A 22,793-nucleotide genomic window follows, 5' to 3' on the forward strand; every position below is an offset into this window, starting at 1 on the left:
ATTGCTTTATTCGCTCTTGAATCGATGTGAAATCACTATCTTCGACACTTTTTGCAATGCCTGCTCTGATTGGATTTAAGTCCACATACGCAAGAGAGCTTAACAACGCTTTTTCATCAAGCAACGCTTGAGACTTAAATCGCCCTTCCCACTAATTTTTAGGGAAAAAAATAGAACAGCTTTAGCTGGCCCGAAGGGTGAGCGCCATGGAAGGCAGCGAATATAATTTACCTGTGCAATTATCTTCTTTATTGGCTTCTCGGGAAATATGCTCATTAAGACATTTCATAAACCACGAAATATCATATAAACGTTCACGCCAAAGCTGGGCATATTCTTCAACTTTTGTAAGCTTAACAGCACTCATTTCTCGGTCAGCAAGATAATCGTCAACAATGGGATGACCGTTATACAAGCGATACCAGCGCTCAATCACCTCGTCCATTGATAACATATCCGCATGGAATTTATCGACTTGCAACACTAGGTGATAGTGATTACTCATAATCGCATAAGCCGCGATATTAATTGAAAAGATAGACGAAAGTAATTTTATACGGTCAACAAGCCATTGCCGCCTATGATCGTAATTTCGCTTGGTATACGGGTCATCACCACACAAGAAACTGCGCCTAACACATCGGTTAATTACGTGATAATAAGAAGTGGCTGATAAATCAATTAGCTGGTGCCTCGCTCTCGTCATTGTCGACTCCTACTACGCTCTATTTCAACTTATCAAAGCGTAGTAGAATCGATTAAAATATCAACAATCAATGAGAAATTTTTTCCGAGAAATTTTATCGCCGTAAAGCCCTAATTTACATTAATAATCTATCAATATAAATCAGGCCTCCGGCGCAGATCCGTACGTGCGCTACTAACGCATACGGCTCCTACATTGAGTCAAAGGGTGAGGCGTTGGCTTGGATACGGATGTCGATTACGGGTGTGTGGAATAAATATCCAGATTAAGCCTTTCATTCGCCGCCAGTTAAAGCTTTTACCCTTTTGACTTCGACGCCTTAGCGCTTTTATCCAAAGTTTACACACCTCGGTTCTCATTGTTCGAATACTTTGACCATTATCAGGCACAGCGAAGTAATTGAAGTATCCTGTTAATGCGCGTTTGAGCCACTGCCCAACAACGTATGGCGACTTATGCCGCGTTTTCATTAGCACTTCTTTGATATGCCTGAGTTTAGCTCTGAGCCTTTTCTTTATTGAGAGTCTCAAAAGTTTAAACTGCCCGTCATTTCGGCGAACACTGCAAATATGTGTAAATCCAAGAAAATCGAATGTCTTAGGTTTACTTTGCTTGCGTTGCCGTCGATTTAAGCTGGCAAAACGACCGAATTCTATCAGGTGCGTTTTACTTTCGTTTAAACTCAATGAAAATGCCGCCAGCCGTTTGGTTAATTCATATTTCAGTCGATTGCCATCACTTTTGTATTGAAAACCAATAACAAAATCGTCAGCATATCGAACGATATAAACCTCCCCACGTGCATGGCAGTTTCGCCATTGAACGAGCCACAAATCTAACACATAGTGTAGGAAAATATTCGCCAACAATGGCGATATAACTGCACCTTGCGGTGTCCCTACCCATGATGTTTGCTTTGTGCCTCCATCTACAACCCCAACTGTTAACCAGTTGTTGATAAGCCTTAAAACGCGTTTATCGCTAATTCTATGTGCTAAAAATTTCATCATCCATTCGTGATTAATTGTATCGAAGAAACCTTTTAAATCAGCATCTAAAATCCAGCTTACTTTCTTTGTCGTCGTCGCCATATACACCGTATCTAATGCTTGGTGCTGATTGCGTTTTGGACGAAAACCGTAACTAAAACCTAGAAAGTCTGACTCATAAATAGGCTCTAACAGCCAAACGTTCGTCTGTTGTACAATTTTATCTTCGATGGATGTTACACCGATGGGTCTTAGTGTACCGTCGGCTTTAGGTATCCAAATTCGCTTAACAGGTTTTGCTTTGTAACATCCAAGTTGAAGCTTTTGATGTAACGCAGTTAACGATGCTTTGGCGGTTTGTTGATACTCTGACCATCCGATATTATCGACGCCTTTAGCCGCCCGTTTATTAAGGTGATTAAACGCATTATGCAACGAGGCCAACGTGATGTGGTGAAATAGATTATTAAATTGTAGCGATTTATCACGTTTTGCTGCTTCCCCTAGCCGATCCAAACGAGGCAGCAATACTTCCACGCTCTGCGTCATGGTCTTACGCCTGTTGAATGACTTTCTCTTTGTCAGCTCCCTTCGCTCCACATACTCCGCCACGTTGATTTTCTCACCGCTTTGTTCGCATGCTTCTTCACTACTATGAAGCTGTCTGACTTCCAAAGGGTTATCATTATCGGCTACGTCGAACTGACTTCCCGATAAAGTGTTTGCTGCGCAAACGCCCCCTTTGGATCTCCCGAGTTCCGCATAAAAGACATCGCCACATGCATAAGGTCTCTGACTGCGAAGAGTTGAGGGTTAACTTGCCTTACCCTCTCGCGGTATAACGTTAACCATCATATTGCCTTCCCCATCAGACAACTAGGTCAGCACTCTTGACGATGATTTCGCAGCTCAATACTTAGCCTATGGATTCCCCTGTCAACGCTTAACTCGACACCTTACGATGCAAAGCCCATGACTCGGGGTCTTGGCGGCTTGCTGAGCCTTACCAAGCAGAGGGCTTTCACCTCCAATCTTCTACCGATTTATCTCGGCGCACTGCCTGTCCCTTTTTTTTCTGTCTTAGCTCCCGTTGTTTCCTTAATATGTTCAATAGCATGATCATAAGCGCAATGATTTACCTGACTAGCCAGTTGCAGCCTTAAACCGTCAGAGCATTGATCGTTGGCTAAGTTTAGCTGTGCATCCAATGGATAGTGACTATTGATACTACGCTTGCTGTAGCCATTGCGTGTAACGGTTACCTGACCAAATAAGCTATTTAAAGTAGTCTTTGTATTTGCACGAAAATGCGTTAACGCTAGCCCTTCCTTGTTAACAACACTCTCTTTTTTAACTTCTTGGTGATGTCTAAGATGAAGGTGGCCTTGAAGTAAAAGCCTAAGCAACTCGTGTCCTTGCAGATGAATATATTGTTCTATAGCCCCATGTTCATCTGACAAAGGTAAATCAGAGCAAAGAAACTCGATCATGTTATTTAGCTGCTGTTTGGCTTCACAAAAGAATGAAAAATCGAGAGAATTAGCGTAAGCTGAGTTCATAAGAGGCCTTTTGGGTGGGTTATTGTGTTTGGTTGCTTAATAACTACCAAAAAATGGCCTCTTTTTCATCCCATATAACTTAAATCATTGATATTAAAAGGTTATTCATCATTCTTTGTCGTTATAAAGGATCTGCACCCAAATCACTTTTAAAATAGCTGGGTCACGGATGTTAACGTCACGAGAGATAATATTAAAATATTAGTTAATGCAGGACACTGTAGGTGGAAGATCGAAAATGAATGTTTCAACACACTAAAAAATCAAGGGTAGTACCTTACTCATAACTACGGTCATGGTAAAGAATACCTCAATGATAACATGTACATTTTAACCCTGTTAGCCTTTTATTTTCATCAGATATTTGAACTGACGGATAAAAAGTATCAAGCCTGTAGAATGACTTATGGATCTAAAAGGCAATGATGGGAAAACTTGCGAGTAGCTGTTAGTTTCTTATTATTCGATTCATGGGAAGATTGACTGGATAATTTATTGTCAAACCCAGAGCCATCAGAAAAATATCGCTATAAGCCTTAAATTGGCAATATGCATTATAATGCGATAAATCGTAGGATATTTCCTGTCTGAAACAAAATAAAATCAGCTTAATTTAAGTTTTTTAGACAAGAAAATAAGTAAAAATTTGGCAAAAAACGAATTTACTCACTTATTTTATTTATTACCGAGAATTGCTGTTTTCTTACCGTATACTGGCAAACTCATTATCTCTTCAATAACGTCGCTATATGTTTGCTTGTGCCGCCATAATTTTAGTGATTTTTGTGCATCTTCTTGGCAAGAAAATCTTTGCTGGGAGAGTTTTTTAACGCTTTTTCGTTCGGCTTCTGCTTTTTTCAACATACGCTTTGTTAAGTTATGTGCTTCGCGTTTTTTTGCTTGTTCACTACTAATTAAGCGCCATTTTTGTTTAACGCCACCATCAGTTGAGTGATGCCAAACACCTGAGTAGCCATGACCTATATCGGTGAATTCAAGCGTTGATGATTGCGCTATTAATGTGTTGGTTTCCTTTAATTTTTGTGGTACACGTGTGATAAATAACTGTGCCAGTTTATCTAACTCCACAATCGTTTCTTTTACATATAAAGCAGAATCAGCAACAAGATAACGACACGATTGTGCCGCTTTTAGGCTTTTTATAGGCGATTTTACTATCGCTTTAAACCCTTGTATGTCGTTTACATTACCACTGGCCGGTTTCATATAAACAGGGATCCCTGATTGATTTTCGCCAATAAGATTAAGCACGACTTGATTCAATTCTGGCCAATGGTCACGCGAATACCCTTTGGTTATTGAAATAGGAGTAATGTCATCATCATCACAAAGTTTTTCTACACCATCATAATGAAAGCGGGTTGAATCGAGATGAACGGAACGCCAAGGTAATTTTAAATGCTTAACAACGGCTTCACCAATATGCTGATACAGTGATGAAACACCCTATTCGTAAAGTGCGTCAAGACAACGACCTAGCGCATCATCATTGATATGTTCAGGCTTCACACCAGGTGCAATAAGGCGCTCTAGCGGTTTGTCAGAGAAATATTCGCTGTACATATGCAGTGTTCTGCCCGTAAAACCTAATCCATTGATGATCATGGCGGTAAAAAGGTGACCAAAATTGATTTGACGATGTTCAGATGTGCCTAATGCGCGATCAATGATACCAGCAAGATCTATTTCATTACAAAAACCTGCGACTAATCCGTGATGATCAAGTGATTTGGTCAATGGGTAGTTCATAATTTATCGCTCTCAAAAGAGAGTCATAGCTCAAGTTCTGGGGTTCAAGTTAAGTGTTTTTTAATAATGTTAAGCATTGATTTATAAGAAATTATTTAAGTGTGAATGAAAGTTCAAGCATTAATTATTAAACAGATTAATCTCTTAAAAGCGTGTCCGACTTTAAGATCCACTTTTGTTTCGATACCTAGTCTCACGCTTAAAACAATCTAAAAAATTTATTATCTTTATTAAACATAATAATATTTTTAGAATAGGGTTGAAGGTATGATAGGGTTGAGGGTATGATTACTTGTAACTGATTGGAACAGTACATATTGCAATGAGATTTCTTAAGGGGTGGTTAAAAATAAATACGTGATGACCGTATCTGATGTCATCACGAGGCTCGTGAATCTAATTTTTTATTTTCTACAATGCCTATAATTTGAGGATGTTATCTAATGGTATTAAGCATTAAAAATTCTATATATATTATAAATGCAATCACTTTATTAATAATTTCATTTATTCTTTTTTCTATATTTACAAAGTTTATAACTATAGAAAATAAAGTAGAACAAGTTATCAATATATCAGGACCTCGCCTTAGTAAAGTTATGGAGTTAAAGTCTTCGATCTATAAATTTAGCACTGCTTTAGCATTTTATAACCTTAATCCTAATGAAAAAACAAAAAATGAATATTTTAAAAGCATTAAAAATACATTAAAAATAATAGATAACGTAAAATCAATAAAATTTAAAAGCATTGAAATTTATAATTACATTAGTGATATTAAAAATTCATTATTAAAAACATCTAATGCAAATGAACTCATATCTCACGACAAAAATAAATGGTATGAAAACTATCCCGCAATTCATTTAGCTGTGAATAATCTACAACCTATTTCTAGTGACATAATTACACACATTAATGATATCTATTATTCAGATGGTATATATGAGATAAAAAAAACATCTCTTCAAGAGTTAAGGTTTAATTGGATAATGGCTATGCGAAGTGTAGGGTATTATCTGTCATTTAGAGATAACGATAACCTTGCTGATTTTGAACTTTATTTTAATGGCGTTAATCAAAATCTTAAGTATTTAAATAATTTAAATTTCAATCAAGAAGAATAAAAATAAAATAAATTTAATTTCAAATTTAACATATGAATATAAAGAAATGTGGGACCAAGTTTTCAAGATCCACAATGGGAAAAAGTGGAGGAAAGATGTTTATTATAACAATAAAGTTTTTCAACCAGAAATTGAAATGATAATTTTAAAAATAAATAAAATAACCGATATACAAATAGCAGATTTAGAAAAAGAAAAGAAAAAACTTATTGATGTTGTTGATTCTAATAAATTCATGATGTTTGGTACTTTATTAATTTATATATCTTGCCTAATAGTGACATGGTTCATTTATGATAAAAAGATATTACAGCCAATAAATACTTTAAATAAAAATTACAAATCGTCTATCGAAGACCTAAAAAATGCTCAAAATAAACTAGTTGAATCTGAAAAAATGGCATCATTGGGAAGTTTAGTTGCCGGCGTATCTCATGAGATAAATACGCCATTAGGTAATAGTGTTACAGCTGCATCACAATTAGAAGAAGATTATATTGCACTCAACCAAAAGCTTCAAATTGGAAAAATAAGTAAAAAAGATTTTGATTTCTTTTTAAATCAATGCGGATTAGGTCTTGAATTAATGCTTATTAACTTAAGAAAAGCCTCAGAGTTAATATCTAGCTTTAAACGTATTGCAGTTGATCAAACAAGTGAAGAAATTAGAGTGTTTAATATAAAAAATCACATTCGTGATATCACTTTAAGTATGTCACCAAAAACAAAAGGAAAAGATATTAAAATAAAAACACTTTTCAATTTTGAACAAGGTGATGTAAATAACTATCCAGGTATATTTTCACAAATAATAACAAATCTAATTAACAATTCAATTATACATGGTTTTGACCATGGTAATAAAAAAGGAACGATAGAAATAGAAGTAAATAAAGATAGTCAACTCAAAGAGTATCAAGTGATATATCGTGATGATGGAAATGGAATCAAAGATAAAAATTTAAAAAATATTTTTGATCCTTTTTTTACTACTAACAGAGGTGCTGGCGGCTCCGGTCTTGGGTTACATCTAGTTTATAACTTGGTAACTCAAAAATTAGAAAGCGATATTACATTTGATAGTAAGGCCGGGGAAGGCGTTTGGTTTCAATTTAATTTAAAAAATATTGGAGATTAATATGAACAATGAAGAGCTTATTTTCTCAGATAGCGATACTGTTGAATTGGATCTACATCTAGACCCTTGGAAAGTACTAATTGTTGACGACGAACACTCAGTACATACAGTTACTCGCTTTGCACTTAATGATTTTAGTTTTGCGGGCAAAAGGCTTCACTTTCATAGTGTATATTCAGGCAAAGAGGCGAGAGAGTATTTAGCTAATAATGATATAGCTGTTGTGTTACTAGATGTTGTGATGGAAACAAGTAATGCTGGCTTAGAGACCGTTCAATGGATAAGAAATGAATTAAAAAACACGGAAGTTAGAATTATTTTAAGAACAGGACAACCTGGAGAAGCACCAGAAAAAACAATTATTTCTGAGTATGATATTAATGACTATCGTGAAAAATCAGAACTCACATCAAAAAAACTATACACGGTTATGTGCGCCTCATTAAGATCATATAGAGATATTGAGTCTATTAATAAAAGCCGTAGGGGATTAAAAAAGATAATAGACGCCTCTCCTAGTATTTTTGCTAGGCAGTCCTTTGATGTTTTTGCGCAAGGTGCGCTAGAAGTTATGGCTTCTCTTATTCAAAATTGTGATTACTCTGCTTTCTCTGTTGGCAATACAACATGTATTGCTGCTCGCCAAGAATGTGATGACTGGCCAATAATAGCGAGTATCCATAACCAAACAATTGATGGATCCAAGTACAGTAATTTATGTGATTTTGATATTAACCCTAATGACTATATCGAACATAATAGTAAAGCTAAGCTAGTTATTTTAGACAAGAGGCTACTGGCTCTCTTTTATGATGGTAGTTCACATAGAGCTGCTCTTTATATCGAAGGTATTTCTAATCTCTCAGAGATGGATTGTTCGTTAATTGAACTTTTTGTTCAAAATCTCAGCAGTTCATATCAAAACCTTATATTGGGTAATCAAATTGATTTAGCTCAAAAAGAAATCACTTATGTACTCGGAGAAGTATCAGAACGACGCTCCAAAGAGACTGGCCAACATGTCAAACGAGTTGCACTCATTTCTTCATTTTTAGCTGAAAAATTTGGATTAGATAACAAAATTGTTAACTTAATTGAGTATGCAGCCCCTTTGCATGATGTAGGTAAAATTGCCATTCCTGATTCTATCTTAAATAAAGAAGGCCCCTTGCAACCTGATGAATGGGAAATTATGAAAACGCATGCAGCTATTGGCGGTAACATGTTTAAAAATTCAGATTTACCTATTTTCGAAATGGCTGCTGAGATAGCAGGGGCACATCATGAAAAGTGGGATGGTTCTGGCTACCCTAATGGCTTGAAAGGTGAAAAAATTCCTATCAGCGCTAGAGCGCTTGCAATAGCTGATGTTTTTGATGCACTGTCTAGTGAACGTTGTTATAAAAAAGCATGGTGTTTTGATGATATTAAAAAGTATTTATTAGAAAATAGTGGTAAACAATTTGACCCTAAACTAATTGCTATCACGATGGTTCACTGGAATAAGCTGGTAGAGATTCGAAAAAAATACCCAGATTAATAATGTTTTAATCTTTAATAATCAATTTTATCATGCTTTGAGGTGTAATTATGAAGTTTATAAGTAGAACTAAACTTAATTTTTTACCGCATTCATTTCATTTTTTATTATTGAATATGACATTACATAATTATATTCAATACACTTAACCATTAATAAATTCACATATGATTTTTTTTAGAAAGCGAGTTGATGAATACAAAAAATATTGCAAGCAAATATGTGGTGTAAATATGATTATAAAAATTAAACCTCATAAAATTAAACTCACTTAAATGGCCTAGTTTAAAATGAAATTTAGAAAAGGAAAAATAAAAATTTTAATATTAACTTTTCTGTTAATTAAGTTAAGCTCAAACTGTATTTATGCAATAGAGTTAAATAATAAAAAAATAGAAAAAGAAAAAGAGATCTTAGTAAATAATAAAATTAAAATTGGTGAAATTTTATTTAATGACAAATTACTATCTTTGAATAAAACTCAAAGTTGTGCAAGTTGTCACAACCCAAAAAATAGTTACACTGATAAAACAGCAAAATCATTAGGTTTTGATAATAAAATATTGAAAAGAAATACACCTACAATTTACAACGTTGCTTTATATGATGTTTTTTTTTGGGATGGTAGAACAAGCTCAATATACGAAGCGACGCTATCACCTATTCTAGAAAGAAATGAAATGAATATGACAATAAATGAATTAGAAAATAGAGTAAATTCATCAACTGTTTATAAAAAATTATTTCAAAAAGTTTACAAAAAGGACAAAATAACTATAAAAGAAATTATTAATTGTTTAATTTATTTTCAGAAGAGCTTAATCAGAAATAATTCAAATTTTGACCGTTTTATTGAAGGAGATACAGATGCAATTTCTAAATCAGCCTATGCTGGTTATTTACTATTCAAAGGTAAGGCTAAATGCATAAATTGCCATGACGGTAAAAACTTTACGGATAATAGCTTTCATAACATTGGTGTAAAGACATCAGACTTTGGAAGGGCAAATATCAATTTAGATAAAGATTACAATATGAGTTTTAGAGTTCCAACTCTGAAGAATATTTCAATGACGGCACCTTATATGCACAATGGTTCAATTAATACACTTGAGCAAGTAATTGATTTTTATGATAGAGGGGGTGATGTTAAATACAAAAATTTATCATCCGAAATAACTACACTTAAGTTGAATAATTTAGAAAAAAAACAAATCATTGAATTTTTAAAAACTTTGAACAACGAATTCTTATTACCAAAATAGAAAAAGGGAAAAGCTATGAAAAATATTTATTTTTTATTTTTATTTTTATTTTTATTTTTATTAAACATTACACAAGCTATTGCAGACGAAGTCAGTTTTAACTTCAAATTTATCGAATCTACACCAAAGTTTGGATTAATATTAGTTGAAAATAATAAAAAAATAGAAAGCGATACAATTATCGATCAGAAAAACAAAAAATTCATAAAGAAATTTTTTGTTTCCAATAATGGAGGTGAAATATCCATCAAAAACTCTGATAAATACGGGCACAATGTATATATAAATGATCGTATTAATAGTTTTAAATACGATTCAGGGCTTATAAAACAAGGTGATTTAAAAAAAACAAATTTAAATATTGATGATAATAGAATGATTAGAGTTGGGTGTAAAATTCATCCACGAATGAAATCCTACATTATAAAATCCAAATCTAATAATTATAAGGAAATATTATTTTCTGAAAAAAATAAAGAACATAAATTCAAGCTTGACAGAATTAATGAAAATGAGAATACTTTTAAAGTTTTTATACCTAATTTAAATCCAATCACATTCACAGCTATCAAAGGTGAATTAAAAGAGTTAGAAATTATTAAAAAAAATGAGATTATAGGTTTTTTATCAATATCAAGAATTTAAAAAGAACCTGTAAATAATTTCTTGATCATCGGTAACGTTTATGGCCTGATAATATGGATAAAAAAAGAGATCCTAAAACGTCAATTATTTGGGATGCACTATTGCTATTAAAGGCTAATGGGCAATCTTTTATCCATAGTTCAAATCGAAACATGGCTAAGGCTTACTCATCAACAAAAGTTGGTCTATTTTTGCAGTTAGTTTCAGTTGAGCAATACAATCGTAATTGGCGCAATGACATGAATAGATTAACAAATACACCATTACGGCGTTTTTCAAGGTAGTTGTCGCCTAAATTGTTAAGCAGCTTGCTTTGTAGTGGTACAGTGAATTTGGTCACTTAAATAGAGGTGTTATCATACGCCTCATCAACTTTAGGTGAATCAATGAATACTAGAACAAGACCAACTTATTCAGCAGAATTTAAACTCGAAACAGCTCAACTTGTTGTTGATGAAGGATACTCTGTCAGAGAAGCTTCCGAAGCCGTCGGAGTGAGTAAATCAGCCATTGATAAATGGGCACGACAATTAAAGAAAGAGCGAAACGGTATAGCAGACCAACCGACTGCATTAACACCTGAACAGATAAAAATTAAAGAACTCGAAAAACGCATAAAACGGATTGAATTAGAAAAAGAAATACTAAAAAAGGCTACAGCTCTCTTGATGTCAGACTCCCTAGACAATTTGAAATAGTCCAGGCGTTACAAGAGAGCTATGATGTAAAAACAGTCTGTGAAGTCTTTGATATTCATCGTAGTAGCTATGTTCTGGTCAAGTCCAACCGGACACTTTCCTAAAGGAATGTTCAAATTCATTGGGCGACTGATCAGCATTAGCTGAATGCAGTCGCTCAACATTATAATATTTCATGTACCTAGCAACATCGTCTCGCATATGTTTACGGGTTGGCTGCGGCACCTTAAACAACCAATCGTGTTTTAAACTACCAAAGAACCGCTCGACAACGGCATTATCCCAGCACGCTCCAACATCCCCCATACTAGCTCGACACCCAAGACGATCCAGTGTAAGCGTCTCGCCAAAGACACATACCTTTCATAAGTTAACTTGGATAGTAAGTAAGCGTCTCGCCAAAGACACATACCTTTCATAAGTGATCTTGGATAGGGTATCTCCAATTTTATTAAGGAGATTAACATGAGTAAACATCGAAGCCTCGAACAATGGCAAGACATCATTAATCTGCACCAATCCAGTGGCTTGAGCGTTAGTGATTTTTGCCGCGACAATAACATTTCAACCACAGCCTTTTATGCAACTAAGAAGAAGTTAACTAAGGAAACATCAAGCTTTGTAAAAGTCAGCGTCACTCAACCGTTAAAAATTAATACAGAAATAGCTCCTATTGTTCTTACTGTAGGCCTCGCCAAGGTGTGCTTACCACAATCAACATCGCCAATGTACTTGGCACAGCTGCTTAAGGGGTTGCATCATGAAGATGTTTGTTAATCCAAGCGCTGTCTATCTGTATCGCGATGTAGTCGATTTTCGAAAGTCCATCGATGGCCTTATTGCTATTGTAGAGCAAGAGCTTAAATACGATGCCTACACCGGCGCACTGTTCTTATTCTCTAATAAAGCCAAAGATAAATTGAAATTAGTCTATTGGGATAAAACGGGCTTTGCCCTGTGGTATAAACGCCTTGAAAAACACAAATTCAAATGGCCAAGTCAACTTGATAGCGAGGATGTTGTGTTAACAGAGCAACAACTCACTTGGCTATTGTCTGGTTACGATGTCCTTGGTCATCAAGAATTACATTATCAGTCCGATCTGGGATAGCGCAATACACAAGTCAACGATCGTTGACACGATCAGATTTTCTATTTGAGCTGAACAGTCACAATGGCGCTATAACATTGCTACACTGACGGCATGAAATTTGATGCCAACACATTGCCCAACGACCCAGAACAACTCAAGAGCATGCTGCTTGAGTTGCAGTACGTTGTGCAAAAGCAAAACAAAGAGTTAGCGCAGCAAAAGTCTCTCTATCAAGAACTACTTGATGCGTATAACGCCAAGATTGCCAAAGAATACGGCAAAAAGTCAGAGAAAATGCCAGGGGCTGGTGAAGTATTTAACGAAGTAGAAGCTCAATTGGATGACATAGAAACGCTGTCTGACACAGAAAAAGCGCTCCTCATCGCCAATGATGAACCACACACCGAAAAAGCAAAACCCAAGCGCACACCATTACCCGAGGCCTTACCTCGCAAAGAGGTGGTGGTTGATTTACACGACGACGCTAAAGTCTGTAGTCACTGTCAAAGTGCGTTACATAAAATGGGGGAAGCAGAAAGTGAAACGCTCGAATTTGTACCTGCTCATATCAAGGTTATTAAAACCGTTCGTCCCAAATACGCATGCAGAGCGTGTGAAAAAGAGGGCATACAAAGCGATATCCAGATAGCGCCTATGCCGTCAACTCCTATCCCTAAAAGTATTGCTACGCCAAGTTTACTCAGTCAAATCATTACCTGTAAGTATCAGTTTGGCTTACCGTTGTATCGACAAGAAACGTGGTTTGGCGATATCGGCATAACGATTAATCGTAAAACCATGTCGAGTTGGATGGTTCGTTGTAGCGAACTGCTTGAACCGTTGTATGACACACTCAAAGAACAGTTACTCCAACAACCTGCGATTCATGCGGATGAAACACCGCTCAAGGTTATCAAAGCTAACAAAGCGACCAGCTATATGTGGTTATATTGTTGCGGTGATGACAAACCTGAAGGTAAGACAAACATCGTCTTATTTGATTATCACAACAGTCGTGCAGGACAATGCGCCATTGATTTTCTCGATGATTACTCAGGTTACATGCACGTTGATGGCTACAAAGGTTATGAAAAAACCAGCGCCACTTTAGTGGCTTGTCTTGCTCATATCCGTCGCAAGTTCATTGAAGCAAAAGGCAACAACAAGACAACCGGTAAAGCCGACGTAGCGCTTAACTTCATTGGTAAACTCTATGGTATAGAGCAATCGCTTAAAGAGATGAAGGACGATGAAAAATACAAGGCTCGCCAACAACAAGCCAAACCCATTGTCGAAGAGTTTTATCACTGGCTTGTAGAGCACAAAGAAAAACTGTCTCCGCAAAGGCCGCTGTCAAAAGCCATTACCTATGCACTGAATCAGTATGAAAAATTCAAACGCTACCTTGATGATGGTAAGTTAAGTATTGATAACAATCGTGCAGAACGAGCCATAAAACCGTTTGTGATTGGACGCAAGGCTTGGTTGTTTTCCCATACCCCAAGAGGTGCGAAAGCCAGCGCCGTTCTCTATAGTTTGGTGGAAACCGCTAAGGCTAACGGCCTTGTTGTACATGACTATATATCCCACTGTTTAGAGCAGATTGCTGAAAATCCTGATGCTCTTGAATCACTAATGCCTTGGAATTTTAAATAGCTAGGTGTCGTTGCCTAGACTCTTACGATAGTAAGCGTCTCGCCAAAGACACATACCTTTCATATGTTAACTTGGATAGAGTATCTCTGTAGTGGTCAACTAATTTTGGTCACGGTTTTGTAAGTTTTCCAGTATCTCTGTTCCGATTCATTTGGAGTTAAACCGCCATTATATTGATGAGGCCTGACGTTACTATAATATCCTGTAATATAATTCACTACTGCCGCCTTGGCTTGCACTAAAGATTGATAACCTACAGTGGGCATCCATTCTGTTTTAAAACTCCTAAAGAATCTTTCCATCGGTGCGTTATCCCAACAGTTTCCTCGTCTGCTCATGCTTTGCTTGATTTGATATCGCCAAAGTAATTGACGATATTTCTTACTCGTATAATGACAGCCTTGATCTGAATGAAACATCACGCCTTTTGGTCTCCCTCGTGACTCAAAAGCCATTGTTAATGCTTGGCTAGTTAGCGCTGTATCAGGTGAGTAAGACATCGCCCAACCAATAGGTTTTCTGGCGAACAAATCAATCACAACGGCTAAATAACACCAACGATTACCTGCCCATATAAAAGTCACATCTCCACACCAAACTTGATTGGGTTCGCTAACAACAAATTGTCTGTCTAAGTGATTCGGTATCGCTGCGTGCTCATTTCCACCTCGTTTATAAGCATGCTTAGGTATCTGACAACTCACTAGGCCAAGCTTTTTCATAATGCGGTTTGCTCGGTAGCGGCTTAATGGCATATCTCTAGTCGTTGCTATCTGAGCTACGCTTCTGGCTCCTGCTGATTCACCACTTTCCGAGAAAATAGCGCGAACCATTAATTCTGCTTTTAAGTGCTTATGACTGGCGTTTTTTGAATTTTTACGCCAGTAACCATAGCTACTACGATGAATATCAAAGACTTCACAGACTGTTTTTACATCATAGCTCTCTTGTAACGCCTGGACTATTTCAAATTGTCTAGGGAGTCTGACATCAAGAGAGCTGTAGCCTTTTTTAGTATTTCTTTTTCTAATTCAATCCGTTTTATGCGTTTTTCGAGTTCTTTAATTTTTATCTGTTCAGGTGTTAATGCAGTCGGTTGGTCTGCTATACCGTTTCGCTCTTTCTTTAATTGTCGTGCCCATTTATCAATGGCTGATTTACTCACTCCGACGGCTTCGGAAGCTTCTCTGACAGAGTATCCTTCATCAACAACAAGTTGAGCTGTTTCGAGTTTAAATTCTGCTGAATAAGTTGGTCTTGTTCTAGTATTCATTGATTCACCTAAAGTTGATGAGGCGTATGATAACACCTCTATTTAAGTGACCAAATTCACTGTACCACTACACTCCAATTTTATTAAGGAGATTAACATGAGTAAACATCGAAGCCTCGAACAAAGAAGTGGACCCTGAAAATCGGACACGATATTAAGTGATTAATCTGCTTTAATAACTAGCATCACAGCTGGAGTAGATTATGACTAGAAAACGTAGAAACCACTCACCTGAGTTTAAAGCTAAGGTGGCATTAGCTGCCGCTAAAGGGGATAAAACTTTAGCAGAGTTAGCACAGCAATTTAGCCTTCATGCAAATCAAATTACAACCTGGAAGCAGGAATTGCTTAAGAACGCCTCGTCGATATTTGATGGAAAGTCTCCGCTAACCAAGGATAATGACATAACAGAGGTCAACAAGTTACACGCTAAAATTGGTCAGTTAACAATGGAAAATGATTTTTTGGCCAAGGTGCTCGATCATTAGATCGAGCCCAGCGAAAGGATTCGCTGGATAAAACCAACAAAGTCGCTATAACACGTCAATGCCAGCTACTTAATATCGCACGCTCTACAGCATATTACTGCCCAATTGGTATTTCTGATGATGAGCTCGCGCTGCGAAAGATGATTGACGAGATCCATCTTGAGCGGCCATACATGGGGAGCCGGCGCATTCGTACGGAACTGGTTAAACTTGGAAAAGACGTTAATCGCAAACGTGTTATTCGACTTATGAAAGCAATGGGTATTGGTGCCGTGTATCCAAAACAACGGACAACGATCGCCGATAAATCGCATAAGATTTATCCTTACTTATTGCGTGACCTTGATATTGTCTATGCAAATCAAGTGTGGGCAATCGATATTACTTATATTCCGATGAAGAAAGGCTTTCTTTATCTTGTGGCAATAATCGACTGGTATAGCCGTAAAATATTGTCTTCTAAGCTCTCGAATACGATGGATACACAGTTCTGTTTGGATGCACTAGATGAGGCATTACAGCGCCATGGAAAACCTGAAATCTTCAATTCGGATCAAGGTAGCCAATTCACTAGCAATGAATTTACCGCTAAGTTAAAAGCTAACGATATCAAGATTAGCATGGATGGAAAAGGCTGCTGGGTAGACAATGTGATGATCGAGCGCTTCTGGAGAAGCTTGAAATATGAAGAGGTTTATTTAAAAGCCTACGAGACCCCCAAAGAAGCAGAACTTGAAATTAGCAACTATATAGTGTTTTATAATGAACAGCGATACCATCAAAGTCTAAACGATTTAACACCAGATCAGGTTTATTTTGCTAGACAAAGGTTCGCCGCATAACTTGGATTAATCACTTAAAACTAAGGTTATGTGTCCAACCAAAGGGGTCCACTTCTCAATGGCAAGACATCATTAATCTGCACCAATCCAGTGGCTTGAGCGTTAGTGATTTTTGCCGCGACAATAACATTTCAACCACAGCCTTTTATGCAACTAAGAAGAAGTTAACTAAGGAAACATCAAGCTTTGTGAAAGCCTGCGTCACTCAACCGTTAAAAATTAATACAGAAATAGCTCCTATTGTTCTTACTGTAGGCCTCGCCAAGGTGTGCTTACCACAATCAACATCGCCAATGTACTTGGCACAGCTGCTTAAGGGGTTGCATCATGAAGATGTTTGTTAATCCAAGCGCTGTCTATCTGTATCGCGATGTAGTCGATTTTCGAAAGTCCATCGATGGCCTTATTGCTATTGTAGAGCAAGAGCTTAAATACGATGCCTACACCGGCGCACTGTTCTTATTCTCTAATAAAGCCAAAGATAAATTGAAATTAGTCTATTGGGATAAAACGGGCTTTGCCCTGTGGTATAAACGCCTTGAAAAACACAAATTCAAATGGCCAAGTCAACTTGATAGCGAGGATGTTGTGTTAACAGAGCAACAACTCACTTGGCTATTGTCTGGTTACGATGTCCTTGGTCATCAAGAATTACATTATCAGTCCGATCTGGGATAGCGCAATACACAAGTCAACGATCGTTGACACGATCTGATTTTCTATTTGAGCTGAACAGTCACAATGGCGCTATAACATTGCTACACTGACGGCATGAAATTTGATGCCAACTCATTGCCCAACGACCCAGAACAACTCAAGAGCATGCTGCTTGAGTTGCAGTACGTTGTGCAAAAGCAAAACAAAGAGTTAGCGCAGCAAAAGTCTCTCTATCAAGAACTACTTGATGCGTATAACGCCAAGATTGCCAAAGAATACGGCAAAAAGTCAGAGAAAATGCCAGGGGCTGGTGAAGTATTTAACGAAGTAGAAGCTCAATTGGATGACATAGAAACGCTGTCTGACACAGAAAAAGCGCTCCTCATCGCCAATGATGAACCACACACCGAAAAAGCAAAACCCAAGCGCACACCATTACCCGAGGCCTTACCTCGCAAAGAGGTGGTGGTTGATTTGTCAACAACGGTTTAAAATTGACCCACTTTTTCAGTAATTCATCGATTGAAAACTGACCCAGTTAGTCTTGATAGGTATCAATAATACCCGCTTTTCTTTTTTCTCTTAATCGATAGCTTTCGCCAGTTAATTGCAACACATGAGAGTGATGTAGTACGCGATCTAACATGGCCGCTGTTAAAGTTGCATCATCTGAAAAGGCGCTCGGCCACTGTCCAAAGGGTAAATTGCTCGTTAGAATCAAACTGCCTTTTTCATAACGCTTGGCAATGACATTAAAAAATAGATTTGCTTCATCACGGCCAAATGGTAAATAGCCTATCTCATCGATGATTAGCAACCGAGGAGCAAGAATAGAGCGTTGCATGTAGCTTTTCAATTTTCCTTGCCGCTGTGCACTGCTTAGCTGAAGCATTAAATCTGCGGCACTGATAAAACGTGTTTTCTTGCGTTGCTCAATGGCTTTATAACCTAACGCAATGGCTAAGTGTGTTTTACCTGTACCACTTGGACCTAGTAAAATGACATTCTCACACCGCTCAATAAAGGCAAGCGAGCTTAGCTCCGTTATCGCTTTACGTGGTGCCCCTGTTGCAATCTTGAAGTTAAATTGGTCTAGTGTTTTGATGCTTGGAAAACCGGACATTTTTAGCATGATTTCTCGCGCCCGATCATACTTATTCTCTAACTCGCTAGTGAGGATCTGATACAAAAAGTCAGCATAACTACTTTCATTTTTGACGCATCGACTCGCAATGTTAGGCCAGTTGTTTTCTATATTTCTTAAATTGAGTTGCTCACATATTGAAGCGATTTGTTCATGTTGAATACTCATAGTTGCTCCAGTAGTTCACTGTAAACAGATATCGGGTGTTGATAGCATTCAATATCAATGGGCGCAATAAACGACACTAATGCGCTGCTCTTTAAATCCAAACTGCTGTGAAGTTTTTGTGGAAGCGGTTGTAAGTACGCCACTTCTTCATCAAGGAGGTATTGCGGCTTTTGTGCGGTCGTACCATGAATACGTTGGTGGGCGACATCGTTTAGCCATCCGCCAATTTTGCTATTGGCATTTGCACAATCTAACGATAAGCCCGCTTGCTTGAGCGTTGCATGCAGTGGTACAACAAAGCTATTCTTCAAGTAATGGTTAAATCGTTCAACTTTCCCCTTGGTTTTAGCACGATACGGCCGACATGCTTTGGGTTGAAAACCATATTCCTCAGCCAAATCAAGAAACGATTGATTCCAACGGTGCTTTCCTTCACCGTAAACATCGCGCTCAATAACTAATGCTTTAGCGTTGTCGCATAACACTTGTTTTGGAACGCCGCCAAAATAGTGAAATGCTTCCCTTAATCCGTCCATCCATGCTTCTGTTCGCTCATGGTCATAAAAATAGACGTAGCAGGCTCGTGAATAGCCAAGGGTTGCCACAAACGCCTTAATGGTAAGCTTTCCGCGTTTAATCGTGGTGAAGTCTATTTGCATTTGTTGACCCGGAACGGTTTCAAATCGAACAATAGGCTCTGGTGTTAATTGCTTGAAAGGGGATAAATACACCCTGAGTTGCGTTATTCCACCTTGATAACCTCTAGATTTTATTTCTGACAACAAAACAACAGCTGGGATCCAGTGTGGTTTTGCAGCATCTATTCGACCTTGAATATACTCATGGAAGGGACTGAGTTTAGTCGGTGGTGAATGTCGTTTTGTATAATGAGGCACGTCATAGCCTCTTAAATATTTACGCACAGTATTGCGCGATACGTTTAATTCTTTGGCAATGGCGCGAATGCTTTTGCCTTGTTTATGCAGGACTTTAATATTCACAAATAGCTCCTTCGTTAACATACCGTATCACCTAAAAATAAATAAATGATACATCGGTGGGTCAATTTTGGATCGATGTTAGTGGGTCATTTTTGCACCGTTGGTGACAAGTAGCTTGAATGTCATTTTCATTATCTGAAACAAAAAAACCTACATGCTTCTGCTCAAGTTCAAATCTCAACTGACTTAACCTTCTAGGTAAGTCATGTTTGATTTCATAGTATTCAACTGCTGCCATCCACGTTAGGTATTCAAATTCGCCCCAGTTGTCCCCAGTAAATAGATTGAGATGCTGAACAATGACTTTGTATAAATGTTTCTCATACTCTTCAGCATTGTTAATTTGCTTATCTTCGGCTCTTACCTTAAAGAAACTCAACATCTTTGATCTAGCTACATCATTCGAAATTTGCATATTGTTCACCTTCCTATAATGAATTAACTTTAATACGATACGCTTGGAGCAAATGTGCCAAACATTAAGTACCAAAGACCTGCAAAAAGTGCGTGTGGCAGAAAGTAAATAAAGTAACTCCTAATTAAGCGGGATGACCTTCTACGAATACCCCGAATTAATGCTCCCTTATCAGCTTCTGACCACCCTTTAAGTCCTCTCGCTTCAGCAATATCTAATTTCCTTATTTGTTTAGCTCGTTCCATCCAGCACAAATTCCACCACCCCATACTGTGATAAGAGAAAAAAAGGAAACATAAGCCCACACATAACGGAATATTATGACTAGGGGTAAATACAGCAATAATAAACCCTGCGGCTAATGTGGCATATAAACCGAAAAAATTGATGATGCAGTTTAGTATTGGTGCGAACTGTAGATTAGCTTGCTGTACATAATTCATTTAATTCTCCTGCATGTTTAGTCGATCTTTAGTCTTGAAGAGACCTTAACTATAAGCAGCTATTATATGAACAAGGTAGACATCAAGTGTCTTAGCTAAATTAAGGTCATTGATGATGAATCATTAAATTGACGTAACTAACTTAAGCAGTGGGTGGGTGGGGTTCATCGCTTTAATAACTTAAAACAACACAATGACGGAAGTTAAACTGTCTTTCCGCACCTAAAAAATTAATAAAAAAACCTTGACGCAGATCGCCATATTTGATCTATTACTTATCTTTGGGTGATGGAAAAATAATGGCGTCATATTCAACAAAAGGTCTTGATCATTTAGGTTTGGTTGCTGGCATGAACAAAGAGCTTGGTATTGCCAAGATAATTGATCAGGCGCTCCCTGGGCAATGTGATGGCAAGCTTATCTCTTACGGTCAATTGGTTGAAGCCATGATTTTAAATGGGCTTGGCTTTGTTGGCCGTACCTTACATATGTACCCACAATACTTTAAAGAGCGTCCTGTTGAGCGCCTTATAGGTAAAGGGATAAAGGCTGAATATATCAATGACGATGCGCTAGGCCGTTGCCTTGATAAACTTTATGAAACGGGCGTGTCAGACATCTATCAAACGTTATCAGCGAGTGTTGTTAAACATTTAGGGCTACCATGCGAAGGCATTAATTTAGACTCAACCAGTATTCATGTTGATGGTAATTATGATCATAAAGAGGACTGTAAAGCGGTTAAACTCGTTAGAGGTTACAGTCGAGACCATCGTCCAGAGTTGAATCAGGTTGTACTTAACTTGATCACTGAAAACAAAGCAGGTATCCCCGTGTACATGCAAGCTGCCAGTGGCAATATTAACGACAATGAAGGTTTTAAACATATTGTTAAACACCACATTAGTAGCTTGAAAGCGGCGCAAGATAGCCAATATTTTATTGCCGATGCCGCCCTATATACCGCAGAAACAATTCAATCACTGGATGAACAAACACAGTTATTTATCTCTCGCGCCCCGCAAAAGTTAAAGCAAGTAAAAGAAGCAATCGCCCGGAAAAACACACTAGATTTTAAAACACTTGATAATGGCTACAGCGCAGCATGGCTTGAGTCTGACTATGGCGAAGTAAAACAGCGTTGGTTATTAATAGAAAGCGAGCAAGCGAAAAAACGGGAGCAACATACGCTAGATAAACGTATGAAAAAAGACTCAAACGAGGTGATAAAATCATTCAAAAAATTGAGTCGACAGCGTTTTTCTTGTCCATTAGATGCAGCTAAAACATTAAATACATGGTTAAAAGCCCATAATGAGATTGGTATTGATGGCGATAAAATCCTTAAGCATGCCATATTCAAACAAAGTGGTCACCCTAAGCTAAACCAACAACCCGATAGCTATGAGTACCAAATAACAGGGCAATTGTATTGGTCACTAAAGAGTCGAGAACAACGATTGCAAGAAAAAGGCATGTTTATGTTAGCGACCAATGATTTGAGTGAAGGGCTCACGATGGAGAAAATGCTCAGTCTTTACAAGTCTCAACAAAGTGTAGAAAAAGGGTTCAGGTTTTTAAAAAGCCCTGACTTTTTAACCTCATCACTTTATTTGAAAAAGCCAGAAAGAATAGAAGCGCTATTGATGGTAATGACATGCTGCTTAATGGTTTACGCGGCATTAGAGCATAAAATCAGAAGGGAGCTAAAGGCTCAGTCTGCCTATTTTCCCAACTTAAAATACAAACCATGCCAAAACCCAACCGCTCGTTGGGTATTCTTTTGCTTTCAGGGCATTCATGTCTTAACAATCAGTGGTGAGCAACAGCTAGTCTTAAATGTGGAAGAGAGGAACAGTATTATCATTAATTGCATGGGTAGTATCTATCAAAAAATTTATTCCTAAAAATACTGCGGAATGTCGGGTATATATTAGTTTAACTACATAAATATCAATATTTTCAATTAGATTCGTTTAGAGCATAATGTGATTAACATAGAAGAAATACACTAATATTCATTTTTTGATCATATATGTAAAAACTGAAGGAAACTTGAATGTGTAAGTAACGGCGTTTTTCAAATTAATCGCTCAATATAGAGCCTTTATATAAAACTCACAGAAGTTCTACTTGTTTAAAATGAGCAAGTGTCGAATTCTAACTTATAACAAAT

Annotated in this window: 21 protein-coding genes and 4 pseudogenes; 15 read left to right on the forward strand and 10 right to left on the reverse strand. The window is 37.3% G+C overall.

Going from position 1 to position 22,793, the window contains the following annotated elements; genetic code table 11:
* Positions 1-7: 7 nt before the first annotated feature.
* The 4 genes and pseudogenes from ACMAZF_RS12640 to ACMAZF_RS12655 all read right to left on the reverse strand — a co-directional run.
* A pseudogene (locus tag ACMAZF_RS12640) lies at positions 8-706 on the reverse strand (alpha-amylase family glycosyl hydrolase); the annotation flags it as partial.
* A 200-nt stretch (positions 707-906) separates the two neighbouring features.
* The gene (gene ltrA, locus ACMAZF_RS12645) at positions 907-2,244 is read right to left on the reverse strand and encodes a group II intron reverse transcriptase/maturase (RefSeq protein WP_435274172.1); all 1,338 of its coding nucleotides are present in this window, start codon (positions 2,242-2,244) and stop codon (positions 907-909) included.
* Positions 2,245-2,738: 494 nt separating this feature from the next.
* Positions 2,739-3,254 (reverse strand): hypothetical protein, encoded by a 516-nt coding sequence (locus ACMAZF_RS12650; protein ID WP_435274173.1) that lies wholly within the window; start codon positions 3,252-3,254, stop codon positions 2,739-2,741.
* 699 nt (positions 3,255-3,953) lie between these two features.
* Positions 3,954-5,024: pseudogene (locus ACMAZF_RS12655) on the reverse strand (IS1634 family transposase); the annotation flags it as partial.
* A 443-nt stretch (positions 5,025-5,467) separates the two neighbouring features.
* On the opposite strand from ACMAZF_RS12655, the gene ACMAZF_RS12660 reads away from it, so the two are divergent.
* From ACMAZF_RS12660 to ACMAZF_RS12690, 7 genes and pseudogenes are all read left to right on the forward strand, one after another.
* Entirely contained in the window at positions 5,468-6,151 is a 684-nt protein-coding gene (locus ACMAZF_RS12660) for a hypothetical protein (RefSeq protein WP_435274174.1), read from the forward strand.
* A gap of 136 nt (positions 6,152-6,287) precedes the next feature.
* The gene (locus ACMAZF_RS12665; protein ID WP_435274175.1) at positions 6,288-7,289 is read left to right on the forward strand and encodes a sensor histidine kinase; all 1,002 of its coding nucleotides are present in this window, start codon (positions 6,288-6,290) and stop codon (positions 7,287-7,289) included.
* Between the two features lies 1 nt (position 7,290).
* Positions 7,291-8,829, forward strand: a complete 1,539-nt coding sequence (locus ACMAZF_RS12670; RefSeq protein WP_435274176.1) for an HD domain-containing phosphohydrolase — start codon at positions 7,291-7,293, stop codon at positions 8,827-8,829.
* A 290-nt stretch (positions 8,830-9,119) separates the two neighbouring features.
* Positions 9,120-10,094, forward strand: coding sequence for a cytochrome-c peroxidase (locus tag ACMAZF_RS12675; RefSeq protein ID WP_435274177.1), 975 nt, complete (start codon positions 9,120-9,122; stop codon positions 10,092-10,094).
* Between the two features lie 15 nt (positions 10,095-10,109).
* Positions 10,110-10,739: a hypothetical protein gene (locus ACMAZF_RS12680; RefSeq protein ID WP_435274178.1), complete on the forward strand. Its 630-nt coding sequence runs from the start codon at positions 10,110-10,112 to the stop codon at positions 10,737-10,739.
* Positions 10,740-10,792: 53 nt separating this feature from the next.
* Complete coding sequence (locus ACMAZF_RS12685; protein ID WP_435274179.1) at positions 10,793-11,023, forward strand: hypothetical protein; 231 nt, start codon at positions 10,793-10,795, stop codon at positions 11,021-11,023.
* Between the two features lie 102 nt (positions 11,024-11,125).
* A pseudogene (locus ACMAZF_RS12690) lies at positions 11,126-11,508 on the forward strand (transposase); the annotation flags it as partial.
* Positions 11,509-11,515: 7 nt separating this feature from the next.
* Here ACMAZF_RS12690 and ACMAZF_RS12695 read toward each other — a convergent pair.
* Positions 11,516-11,770 (reverse strand): annotated as a pseudogene (locus ACMAZF_RS12695) (integrase core domain-containing protein); the annotation flags it as partial.
* Between the two features lie 132 nt (positions 11,771-11,902).
* On the opposite strand from ACMAZF_RS12695, the gene tnpA (ACMAZF_RS12700) reads away from it, so the two are divergent.
* The 3 genes from tnpA (ACMAZF_RS12700) (at position 11,903) to tnpC (ending at position 14,186) form a co-directional block, all read left to right on the forward strand.
* On the forward strand, positions 11,903-12,214 hold the full coding sequence (gene tnpA, locus ACMAZF_RS12700) for an IS66 family insertion sequence element accessory protein TnpA (RefSeq protein ID WP_435274020.1): 312 nt from the start codon (positions 11,903-11,905) through the stop codon (positions 12,212-12,214).
* Complete coding sequence (tnpB, locus tag ACMAZF_RS12705; RefSeq protein ID WP_435274019.1) at positions 12,198-12,548, forward strand: IS66 family insertion sequence element accessory protein TnpB; 351 nt, start codon at positions 12,198-12,200, stop codon at positions 12,546-12,548. The genes tnpA (ACMAZF_RS12700) and tnpB (ACMAZF_RS12705) overlap by 17 nt, the downstream gene beginning before the upstream one ends.
* A 93-nt stretch (positions 12,549-12,641) precedes the next feature.
* Positions 12,642-14,186 (forward strand): IS66 family transposase, encoded by a 1,545-nt coding sequence (gene tnpC, locus ACMAZF_RS12710; protein WP_435274018.1) that lies wholly within the window; start codon positions 12,642-12,644, stop codon positions 14,184-14,186.
* 95 nt (positions 14,187-14,281) lie between these two features.
* On the opposite strand, the gene ACMAZF_RS12715 is transcribed toward tnpC, so the two are convergent.
* A protein-coding gene (locus ACMAZF_RS12715; protein ID WP_435273982.1) for an IS3 family transposase occupies positions 14,282-15,459 on the reverse strand; the annotation gives its coding sequence in 2 pieces (ribosomal slippage) (positions 14,282-15,201 and positions 15,201-15,459; 1,179 coding nt in all).
* A gap of 203 nt (positions 15,460-15,662) precedes the next feature.
* On the opposite strand from ACMAZF_RS12715, the gene ACMAZF_RS12720 reads away from it, so the two are divergent.
* From ACMAZF_RS12720 to ACMAZF_RS12735, 4 genes are all read left to right on the forward strand, one after another.
* Positions 15,663-16,789, forward strand: a protein-coding gene (locus tag ACMAZF_RS12720; protein ID WP_435274180.1) for an IS3 family transposase whose coding sequence is annotated in 2 segments (ribosomal slippage) — positions 15,663-15,918 and positions 15,918-16,789 — 1,128 coding nt in all. Because the reading frame shifts where the segments join, the coding sequence is not laid out codon by codon here.
* A 5-nt stretch (positions 16,790-16,794) separates the two neighbouring features.
* A complete protein-coding gene (gene tnpA / locus ACMAZF_RS12725; protein WP_435277241.1) occupies positions 16,795-17,133 on the forward strand; it encodes an IS66 family insertion sequence element accessory protein TnpA in 339 nt (112 codons plus the stop codon).
* Positions 17,117-17,467, forward strand: a complete 351-nt coding sequence (gene tnpB / locus ACMAZF_RS12730; RefSeq protein ID WP_435274019.1) for an IS66 family insertion sequence element accessory protein TnpB — start codon at positions 17,117-17,119, stop codon at positions 17,465-17,467. The genes tnpA (ACMAZF_RS12725) and tnpB (ACMAZF_RS12730) overlap by 17 nt, the downstream gene beginning before the upstream one ends.
* Positions 17,468-17,560: 93 nt before the next feature.
* Positions 17,561-17,938, forward strand: a complete 378-nt coding sequence (locus tag ACMAZF_RS12735; RefSeq protein ID WP_435274181.1) for a transposase domain-containing protein — start codon at positions 17,561-17,563, stop codon at positions 17,936-17,938.
* Positions 17,939-17,984: 46 nt separating this feature from the next.
* Here the strand turns inward: ACMAZF_RS12735 and istB are convergent, their stop codons facing one another.
* From istB to ACMAZF_RS12755, 4 genes are read right to left on the reverse strand one after another with little or no spacing between them, the layout of a single operon-like run.
* Entirely contained in the window at positions 17,985-18,758 is a 774-nt protein-coding gene (istB, locus tag ACMAZF_RS12740) for an IS21-like element helper ATPase IstB (protein WP_435273981.1), read from the reverse strand.
* Positions 18,755-19,780, reverse strand: coding sequence for an IS21 family transposase (gene istA / locus ACMAZF_RS12745; RefSeq protein ID WP_435274182.1), 1,026 nt, complete (start codon positions 19,778-19,780; stop codon positions 18,755-18,757). The genes istB and istA overlap by 4 nt, the downstream gene beginning before the upstream one ends.
* Before the next feature lie 40 nt (positions 19,781-19,820).
* Positions 19,821-20,174 (reverse strand): hypothetical protein, encoded by a 354-nt coding sequence (locus ACMAZF_RS12750; RefSeq protein ID WP_435274183.1) that lies wholly within the window; start codon positions 20,172-20,174, stop codon positions 19,821-19,823.
* 29 nt (positions 20,175-20,203) lie between these two features.
* On the reverse strand, positions 20,204-20,617 hold the full coding sequence (locus tag ACMAZF_RS12755) for a hypothetical protein (protein ID WP_435274184.1): 414 nt from the start codon (positions 20,615-20,617) through the stop codon (positions 20,204-20,206).
* A gap of 299 nt (positions 20,618-20,916) precedes the next feature.
* On the opposite strand from ACMAZF_RS12755, the gene ACMAZF_RS12760 reads away from it, so the two are divergent.
* Positions 20,917-22,524: an IS1634 family transposase gene (locus tag ACMAZF_RS12760; protein WP_435274185.1), complete on the forward strand. Its 1,608-nt coding sequence runs from the start codon at positions 20,917-20,919 to the stop codon at positions 22,522-22,524.
* Positions 22,525-22,793: the final 269 nt, after the last annotated feature.

The organism is Psychrobium sp. nBUS_13 (assembly GCF_051201665.1).
Classification (GTDB): Bacteria; Pseudomonadota; Gammaproteobacteria; order Enterobacterales; family Psychrobiaceae; genus Psychrobium.